Origin of the sequence: Jatrophihabitans sp. (assembly GCF_051960575.1) — a bacterium.
Lineage (GTDB): Bacteria > Actinomycetota > Actinomycetes > Mycobacteriales > Jatrophihabitantaceae > JBQCEE01.
In genome coordinates this window covers 1-8842 of record NZ_JBQCEE010000137.1, presented here as the reverse complement: position 1 = coordinate 8842, position 8842 = coordinate 1, and the positions used below count along the sequence as shown (strand labels likewise).

Sequence of the window (8842 nt, the reverse complement as noted above, 5' to 3'; positions counted from 1 at the left end):
GCCCGACCTCGGCGCGCAGCTCGGCGAGCTCGCCCGCGTCCGCTGCGGGCGCGGTGGCCGAGCGTTCGACCGCGGTCGCGACGACCTCGCACCAGCCCTCGGGGCGGACCAGCCAGGCGATCGCCGCCGCCGCGAGCGGATCGCCGTCGGGCATGTCGCCCTGCTCGAGCTTCTCGAGCAGCGCCGGGTCGTCCTTGCGCAGCAGTTCCGCGAGCGCGGCGCGGAAGTCGTCGTCACGCTCGAGCGCCACGCCCACGGCCGCCGTCCCGAGCCGGCGCCGCTTCGACGGCGTGAACCGGGCGATCGCCCGCAGCGAGGCCGGGACGGCATCGGCGTCCAGGCGGCCGAGCAGGTCGGCGGCGAGCGTCAGCGCCCGGCCACGCACCGGCTCCGGCAGCTCGTCGTCCACCTCGTCGAGGGTACGGACGGGCGCGTCGCGCAAAGAATTGTCAGACCCTCTGCCTACCGTCCGCCGCATGACCGCCGCCCGCACGCTCGGCCCCCAGGTCGGCCACCAACTCGGTCTCGACGAACTCGGCGAGCCGCTGCGCGAGACGACCTTCGTCGTGGTCGACCTCGAGACCACCGGCGGCGCCGCCGCCACCGACGGCATCACCGAGATCGGCGCGGTGAAGGTGCGTGGGGGCGAGGTGCTCGGCGAGTTCCAGACGCTGGTGAACCCCGAACGCGTGATCAACCCGTTCGTCAGCGTGCTGACCGGCATCACCGACGCCATGGTGAGCGGCGCCCCCACCATCGCGACCGCGCTGCCGGCCTTCCTCGAGTTCGCCCGCGGCTCGGTGCTGGTGGCCCACAACGCGCCCTTCGACGTCGGGTTCCTCAAGACGGCCTGCGACGCGCAGCTCATCGCGTGGCCCGGCTTCCCGGTCGTCGACACCGCAGTGCTGGCCCGTCGCGTGCTGACCCGCGACGAGGTGCGCAACTGCAAGCTCCGCACGTTGGCCGACTTCTTCCACGCGGCCACGACCCCCGACCACCGGGCGCTGCACGACGCCCGGGCGACCGTCGACGTGTTGCACGGGCTGCTCGCCCGCCTCGGCAACCTCGGTGTGCAGTCGCTGCCCGAACTGCGGGCCTTCACCGCGCAGGTCAGCGAGGCGCAGCGGCGCAAGCGGCACCTGGCCGACGGCCTGCCGAACGGCCCGGGGGTCTACATCTTCCGCGACGGCACCGGCCGCCCCCTCTACGTCGGCACGAGCCGTAACCTGCGCAGCCGGGTGCGGCAGTACTTCGTCGCCAGCGAGACCCGCAGCCGCAGGGTCGAGAGGGTCGGCCTGGCCGATCGGGTCGACCCGATCGAGTGCGCGCACGCGCTCGAGGCACAGGTGCGCGAACTGCGGCTGATCGCCGCGTACAAGCCGCGCTACAACCGGCGGTCGAAGTTCCCCGAGAAGGCCGTGTGGCTCAAGCTGACGTCCGAGCCGTTCCCGCGGCTGTCGATCGTCCGCGAGGTCCGGCCGGACATGGTGTATCTCGGGCCGCTGCGCACCCGCCGGCAGGCCGAGGCGGTGCGCGACGCGATCCACGACGCCGTGCCGCTGCGGCAGTGCAGCGACCGGCTCTCGCTGCGCAAGGTGGTCCGCGCCGCGTGCGCCCTCGCCGGCATCGGCCGGTGCGGCGCCCCGTGCGAGGGCGGCACGACACCGGAGGAGTACGCCGCGCTGGTCGGCCTGGTCGCCTCCGCCTGGACGGGCGACGTGCGGCCGCTGCTGCAGCCCCTCGAGGCCAAGCTGTCCACGCTGTCGGGGGCGCAGCGCTACGAGCACGCCGCCGTCGTGCGCGACCGCATCGCCACGGTCGTGCGGGCATGTGCCCGCATGCAGCGGCTCACCTCGTTGCGCCGCATCGCCGAGCTGGTCGCGGCCCGACCGGACGGCGCGGGCGGCTGGGAGCTGAGCGTCATCCGGCAGGGTCGCCTCGTGGCCGCGGGGGTCGCGGCACGCGGCGTCGCGCCGTGGCCGGTCGTCGAGGCGCTGCTGGCCACCGCCGACGTCGTCGACCCCGAGCACATGCCGCTGGCCGAAGAGACCGAACGGCTGCTCGACTGGCTGGAGGAACCCGGCACCCGGCTGGTGGAGAGCAGCGACCCGTGGACGATGCCCGCCTTCGGCGCCGGGCACCTGCGCTCGTACCTGGGCGACCTCCGGCGGTCGGCCGATCCGTTCGCCGACCGCCGCCGGCTCCGGGTCGACTCGCGTCCGGCCCGGGCCTCGGCGTGACTCGGGGGTCCGGGCACGCCGTGGCCCGCGGTGGGCGCGCACCACCGCGTCCGGCACTAGCATCGGCAGGCGTGATCACAGCGATCGTGATGGTCTCCGTCGAGGCGAACCGCATCCCCGAGGTCGCCGAGGCGATCGCCGGGCTCGACGGCGTCAGCGAGGTCTACTCGGTGGCCGGCGACGTCGACCTCATCGCGATCGTGCGGGTGAAGCAGTTCGACGCCATCGCCGAGGTGATCGCCGGTCGGCTGTCGAAGGTCGAGGGCGTGGTGCACACGGACACGCACATCGCCTTCCGCGCGTACTCGCGGCACGACCTCGAGTCGACCTTCTCGCTCGGGCTCGACTGACGCGTCGGCCCGGCCGACAGGCGGAGGCCGCCACAGGTCGGGTCAGCGGCCGTTGAGCCGGCTCAGGTAGGCGTTGTAGGCCGCGCGGGCCTCGTCGGCGTCGTCCAGGTCGCCGACCGACGCATCATCGGTCGACGCACCGGTGGTCTCGCCGAAGTGGGCGCGGCGCGCCTGCTCGAGCCAGCCGCTGCTGTCAGGGCGGTCGTCCGCGGCGCGCAGCCACGCGACGACCAACGCGACCATGATCACCGCCATGATCCCGTCGCCGCCGACCCACATGATCGCGCCGCCGGTGCGGGTGTCGGTGAGCCCGTTGACCTGCAGCGTCGACGGTGTGAGCGCCACGGCGCCGGTGCCCTGCAGCAGGACGATGCCGGTGAACGTGTCGACGGCCATGGCGACGGCGAGCAGCAGCCAGCGCACCGGCGAGCTCAACCGCCACCGGATCGGCTCGTCGCCGACCACGAGCACGAAGAACTGCCACCCGACCAGGAGGAAGACGAGATGTTCGACCTGGCCGGCCCACGTCGAGCGCATGATGTGGTCCATCACGCCGGTCAGGTGGGTGCCGACGATCACGGCCGCGTAGGTCGCCAGCGCCAGCGGCGGCGAGGTCAGGGCGGACACCACCCGGCTGCGCAGGGCGGCGCGGATCCGGTCGGCGGTGGCGGGCCGTGCCACCGTGACGGCCAGGCGGAACGGGCTGCCCGCGACGAGCAGCGCGGGCGCGACCATCACCAGGCACAGGTGCCCGGCCATGTGGGCGGTGAAGAGCACCTTGTCGTACACGGCGATGCTGCCGCATGTCGCGAAGACGATGACCACGAGGCCGGCGAAGTACGACACGGTGCGGGGCCACGGCCACCTGGTGCCTGGGGCACGGTCGGCCAGCCGGGCCAGCCCGCTGACGTAGAGCGCGGCGAGCACGACGACCACCAGCAGCGCCGGGGCGTCGAACTGCCAGGCGGTGAAGAACTCCGACGACAGCAGCGGACGCACGATCGCGGGCGCGCCGCCACGGGTGATGGCGTCGGCCGTCGACATGCCGTGCATGCCGGCCATGTCGTGCCCGGCGCCGGTGTCGCGCAGTGAGCGCACGACCGCGACGATCAGCCCGGCGACGAGCGCGGCAGCGACCGCCCACGCGACCACGACGAGCCGCGGCACGCCTCGGCGGGCCGGGGTCGACGGTGGTGCAGCCACGATCCCAGTATGGTCCGCGCCGGTGCGGGCCCGGCTGCGGGAAAGGTCACCCTCAGGCGGCCGCGCGGCTCGAGGCCACCCACCGGTCGAGCAGGGCGGCGGCCGCGCCGGTGTCGACCGCCCGCGTCGCCTCGTCCAGCCCCGCCGCGACGACCTCGTCCAGGTCGCCGGCCAGTCCGTCGTGCGCCGCGATCGCCGCCGCCGCGTTGAGCAGCACGGCGTCGCGCACACCGGGCGCCCCGCCGGCCAGCACCTCGCGCACGACCCGGGCGTTGAACGGCGCGTCCGCGCCGCGCAGCACCTCGGGCGCGACCGGGGCGATGCCGAACCGGGCCGGGTCGAGTGTCGTCTCGCGCACCGCTCCCCCGTGCGCGACCCAGACCCGCGACGTCGTGGTGGTCGTCAGCTCGTCGAGGCCGTCGTCGCCGCGGAAGACCAGCGCCGAGTCACCACGGCTGGCCAGCACGGCGGCCATCACCGGCGCCATGCGCGGGTCGGCGCAGCCGATCGCCGCGGCGGCGACGCGGCCCGGGTTGGTCAACGGCCCGAGGAAGTTGAAGAACGTCGGCACACCGAGCTCGCTGCGGGTCGGGCCTGCGTGCCGCATGCCCGGGTGGAACACGCGGGCGAAGCAGAAGCCGATGCCGACCTCGGCGATCGTCCGGGCGACACCGGCGGCGGACAGGTCGATCACCACGCCGAGCTCTTCGAGCACGTCGGCCGACCCGCAGGCGGAGGTCGCCGCCCGGTTGCCGTGCGTGACCACGGTGCGGCCGGACCCGGCGACCACCAGGGCGGCCATGGTCGAGATGTTCACCGTGTGCGCCCGGTCGGCGCCGGTGCCGACGACGTCCACCGCCCGCCCGGTCACCTCGAGCGGCGTGGCGTGGTCGACCATGGCGCTCACCAGCCCGGCCAGCTCGTCCGGCGTCTCGCCCTTGGCGCGCAGCAGCACGGCGAAGGCCGCGAGCCGGGCCGGCGCGACGTCGCCGGCCATGATCTCGTCCATCGCCCAGGCGGTGTCCGCCGCCTCGAGGGACTCGCCGCGCAGCAGCGCCGTGAGCAGCGCGGGCCAGGTGCGCTGCGCGTCGGCGGCGCCCACGCCCGCTAGCGCACGACCGGGATGGAGTTGTCCCGGACGCGCAGGTGGTGGGCGACGACCGCGGCTGCGGCGACCGGGTCGATCGGCGTGTGCATCACGTCGTCGGCGAGCGACCACTTCGCCAGCCAGGCGTCCTGGCGGCGGGCGATGAGCACGACGAGCGGTGGGCAGTCGATGAGCTCGTTCTTGAACTGGCGGGCCAGGCCGATGCCGCCGGTGGGCTGCGCCTCGCCGTCCAGGATGGCCAGGTCGATGCCGCCCTGGTCCATCTCGCGCAGGATGTCGGCGTGCGTCGCGCACTCGACCCAGTCGATGCGTCCGACGTCCGGCGCGGGCCGCCGCCCGACCGCCGTCCGAACCTGTGCACGAACCTGTGCATCGTTGCTGTACACCAGCACGGTCACGCGCTCGGACGCACCTGGCATCGGGTCGGCCCCGCCTTCCGTCGGCTCTCGGACAGGAGCCGATCGTAGCCGCCGAGAGGGGTGGATCACTCCGCGCGACATCCGGCAACCCCGCCCACGACCCTGGGGGCCAGTTAAGGCAATAATGCGAAGGTGACCTCGACCGCCACCGCGCCCCGCTTCGAGTCCAGCAAGGTGCACTCGCTGACGCGTCCCAACATCGTCAGCGTCGGCACCATCGTGTGGCTCTCGAGCGAGCTCATGTTCTTCGCGGGCCTGTTCGCCATGTACTTCACCGTGCGCTCCTGGCACACCGGTGACTGGCCGATGCACCTGGCCAACGGCGACCCGATCAAGCTGAGTCTCGGGTATGCGACACCGTTCACGATCATCCTGGTGGCGTCGTCGTTCACCTGCCAGTGGGGCGTGTTCGCGGCGGAGAAGGGCGACGTCTACAAGCTGCGCCGCTGGTTCGCGATCACCTTCCTCATGGGCCTGGTGTTCGTGCTCGGCCAGGCCAACGAGTACCGCATGCAGGTGCACGACGGGAACACCATCTCCGCCACCGGCTACGGGTCGGTCTTCTTCCTCACCACCGGCTTCCACGGGCTGCACGTCATCGGCGGCCTGCTGGCCTTCGTCTTCTACCTGATCCGCACCGCGCTGGCGAAGTTCACGCCGGCGCAGGCGACCGCGGCGATCGTCGTGTCGTACTACTGGCACTTCGTCGACGTGGTCTGGATCGGCCTGTTCGCCGTCATCTACCTGATCCGCTGAGGTCGGGCGTCCCGATGACTCACCATGCAGAGAGGGCATCCGTGAACGACGAGACCGACGTCGACCGCGAGCTCGGGTTCGAGCCCGCCGTCGCCGATCGCGCCGACCGACCCGTGCGCGCGCGCCGTTCCGCCGGTGACCGGCGCCGGACGCGCCGCCGCCTCGGCTCGGCCGCCGTGCTGCTCGGCGCCCTCGCGTCGACCGCCGGCGCGTACGCCGTCTTCGCGACCGCGTCCGGCGCGTCCGACACGACGTCGAGCGCCGCCGACATCGCCGCGGGTCGCCAGCTGTTCGAGAACAGCTGCATCACCTGCCACGGCGCAAACCTCGAGGGTGTCGAGGGCCGCGGTGTCTCGCTGGTCGGGACGGGCGGTGCGGCCGTCTACTTCCAGGTCAGCACCGGCCGCATGCCGCTCGCCCAGCAGGGCGCGTACGCCGAGCGCAAGCCGGCCAAGTACAGCGAGAAGGAGATCGAGCAGCTCGCCGCGTACGTCCAGCACTACGGCGGCGGTCCGGACATCCCGCAGGGCGAGCTGAAGGGTCCGGACAGCTCCATCGCCGACGGCGGCACCCTGTTCCGCCTGAACTGCGCCTCGTGCCACGGCGCGACCTTCCACGGTGCGCCGCTCTCGGCCGGCAAGGTCGCCCCGTCGCTGTGGGAGGCGACGGACAAGCAGATCTACACGGCCATGCTGAGCGGTCCCGAGAGCATGCCGGTGTTCACCGACAACGAGATCACCCCGCAGCAGAAGCGGGCGATCATCGCCTACGTGCAGACCCTCAAGGCGTCGCAGGATCCGGGCGGCCACGGCATCGACCGCATCGGGCCGGTGTCCGAGGCCATCGTCATCTGGGTCGTCGGCGTCGGTGCCCTGATGGGCTTCATCCTGTGGATCGGGGCGAAGACCGGATGACGACCACCACCGTCCTGAAGGCCACTGGAGGGCCGCGATGAGCAGCGTCGACCAGAACCAGCCGACGGCTGACGAGATCCGGGACATGACGCCCGAAGAGGCGATGATCGTCGGCGCCGAGCTCGACGGCATCCGCATCGCCCACCGGCGCGAGCGGTTCCCCATCCGGGGCACGAAGGCCGAGAAGCGCGCCGAGCGCGGCGTGGCTGCGTCCTTCCTCATCGCCGCCCTGGCCGGCGTCGCCTTCATCGTGTGCTTCATCATCGTGCCGTTCCACTGGCACCTGCCGGGCACACCGCAGAACTTCAAGTACTTCACACCGCTGCTCGGCGGCACCCTCGCCGCCATGCTCATCTTCTTCGGCGCCGGCCTGGTGCTGTGGGCCAAGTGGCTCATGCCGGAGGAGGAGGCCGTCCAGGACCGGCACGACGAGCCGTCCAGCGAAGAGGACCAGCTGCTCACCGAGGCCGCGCTCGCGCAGGGTTTCGAGGACACCGGGCTCGGCCGTCGTCCGATGCTGCGGAACTCGCTGCTGCTCGCCGGTGGCGCCCTCGCCACCGTGCCGCTCGTGGCACTGGTCGGCGGCATGATCAAGAAGCCGGGCAACAAGCTGTTCCACACCTTCTTCGACCCCAAGTGGGCGCCGGAGGGTCAGAAGTACGTGCCGATCGTCTACGAGGACTTCCGCCGCGTCAGCCCCGACGACTTCGAGCCGGGCGGGCTGGCCACGGTGTTCCCTGGCGTGCGGCAGGAGGTCGACGGCAAGAACGGCGTGACCGACGCGTCGTCGCCGACGCTCATCATCCGGCTCCGGCCGGGTCAGAAGATCGAGGCCCGCAAGGGCCAGGCGGCATGGGGTTGGCCGGCGGAGAATCCGCAGTTCGTGGCCTACTCGAAGATCTGCACGCACGCCGGGTGCCCGGCGTCGCTGTACGAGCAGCAGACCACGCGTCTGCTGTGCCCGTGCCACCAGTCGCAGTTCGAAGTCCTGAAGGACGCGAAGCCAGTGTTCGGGCCGGCGTCGCGCAGTCTGCCGAAGCTCCCCATCCACGTCGAAGTGGGCGAGGACGGACGGCAGTACTTCGTCGCCACCAGTGACTACCATGAAGCCATCGGGCCCGCTTTCTGGGAGCGTCCATGACCGCATCCGCCACGCGACCCACCCGTCGCGCCACTCCGCCCCGCACCCCCGCCGGCAAGGCCGGCGTGTGGATGGACGACCGGCTCAAGATGGCCGGCCCCATGCGGAAGCAGCTGAACAAGGTCTTCCCCGACCCCTGGTCGTTAATGATGGGCGAGATCGCGCTCTACTCGTTCATCATCCTGCTGCTCACCGGCACCTACCTGACGTTCTACTTCGACCCGTCGATGTCGGAGACCGTCTATCACGGTCGGTACGTGCCGATGCAGGGCATCCCGATGTCGCGGGCCTACGCCTCGACGCTCGACATCACCTTCGACGTGCGCGGCGGCCTCATCGTCCGGCAGATCCACCACTGGGCGGCGCTGCTGTTCCTGGCCGCGATGCTGATCCACATGTTCCGGGTGTTCTTCACCGGGGCGTTCCGCAAGCCGCGTGAGCTGAACTGGCTCATCGGCCTCGGCCTCATCGGTCTGGGCATCGTCGAGGGCTTCGCCGGCTACTCGCTGCCGGACGACCTGCTCTCGGGCACCGGCCTCCGCATCGCGGACGCGATCATCCTGTCGATCCCGGTGGTCGGCACCTGGCTCGCGTTCCTGATCTTCGGCGGCAGCTTCCCGGGCGAGGTGATCATCGGGCGCTTCTACATCGCTCACGTGCTGCTGATCCCGGCCATTCTGGCCGCGCTCATCGGCGCGCACCTCGTGCTGG

Annotated in this window: 9 protein-coding genes and 1 pseudogene; 6 read left to right on the top strand and 4 right to left on the bottom strand. The window is 72.0% G+C overall.

Annotated features, from left to right (window positions below; genetic code table 11):
- A pseudogene (locus ACTHMS_RS07455) lies at positions 1-409 on the bottom strand (NYN domain-containing protein); the annotation flags it as partial.
- Positions 410-476: 67 nt separating this feature from the next.
- On the opposite strand from ACTHMS_RS07455, the gene ACTHMS_RS07450 reads away from it, so the two are divergent.
- Positions 477-2240: a DEDD exonuclease domain-containing protein gene (locus ACTHMS_RS07450; RefSeq protein WP_440306031.1), complete on the top strand. Its 1764-nt coding sequence runs from the start codon at positions 477-479 to the stop codon at positions 2238-2240.
- A gap of 71 nt (positions 2241-2311) precedes the next feature.
- Positions 2312-2590 carry an Lrp/AsnC family transcriptional regulator gene (locus ACTHMS_RS07445; protein WP_440306030.1) on the top strand — a complete coding sequence of 93 codons (279 nt, stop codon included), beginning with the start codon at positions 2312-2314 and terminating at the stop codon, positions 2588-2590.
- Positions 2591-2632: 42 nt separating this feature from the next.
- Here ACTHMS_RS07445 and ACTHMS_RS07440 read toward each other — a convergent pair whose 3' ends face one another.
- From ACTHMS_RS07440 to ACTHMS_RS07430, 3 genes are read right to left on the bottom strand one after another with little or no spacing between them, the layout of a single operon-like run.
- On the bottom strand, positions 2633-3793 hold the full coding sequence (locus ACTHMS_RS07440; RefSeq protein WP_440306029.1) for a cytochrome c oxidase assembly protein: 1161 nt from the start codon (positions 3791-3793) through the stop codon (positions 2633-2635).
- A 52-nt stretch (positions 3794-3845) separates the two neighbouring features.
- Positions 3846-4895: an anthranilate phosphoribosyltransferase gene (gene trpD, locus ACTHMS_RS07435; protein ID WP_440306028.1), complete on the bottom strand. Its 1050-nt coding sequence runs from the start codon at positions 4893-4895 to the stop codon at positions 3846-3848.
- A 5-nt stretch (positions 4896-4900) separates the two neighbouring features.
- Positions 4901-5320, bottom strand: coding sequence for a hypothetical protein (locus ACTHMS_RS07430; RefSeq protein WP_440306027.1), 420 nt, complete (start codon positions 5318-5320; stop codon positions 4901-4903).
- A gap of 132 nt (positions 5321-5452) precedes the next feature.
- Here ACTHMS_RS07430 and ctaE point away from each other — a divergent pair, with 132 nt between their 5' ends.
- The 4 genes from ctaE to ACTHMS_RS07410 form a co-directional block, all read left to right on the top strand.
- Positions 5453-6076, top strand: a complete 624-nt coding sequence (gene ctaE / locus ACTHMS_RS07425; RefSeq protein WP_440306026.1) for an aa3-type cytochrome oxidase subunit III — start codon at positions 5453-5455, stop codon at positions 6074-6076.
- Positions 6077-6189: 113 nt separating this feature from the next.
- Positions 6190-6990 carry a cytochrome bc1 complex diheme cytochrome c subunit gene (qcrC, locus tag ACTHMS_RS07420; protein WP_440306032.1) on the top strand — a complete coding sequence of 267 codons (801 nt, stop codon included), beginning with the start codon at positions 6190-6192 and terminating at the stop codon, positions 6988-6990.
- 37 nt (positions 6991-7027) lie between these two features.
- The gene (gene qcrA / locus ACTHMS_RS07415; RefSeq protein ID WP_440306025.1) at positions 7028-8131 is read left to right on the top strand and encodes a cytochrome bc1 complex Rieske iron-sulfur subunit; all 1104 of its coding nucleotides are present in this window, start codon (positions 7028-7030) and stop codon (positions 8129-8131) included.
- Positions 8128-8842: cytochrome b (locus ACTHMS_RS07410; RefSeq protein ID WP_440306024.1), on the top strand; the 715-nt coding region annotated here is incomplete at its 3' end. The genes qcrA and ACTHMS_RS07410, both read left to right, overlap by 4 nt.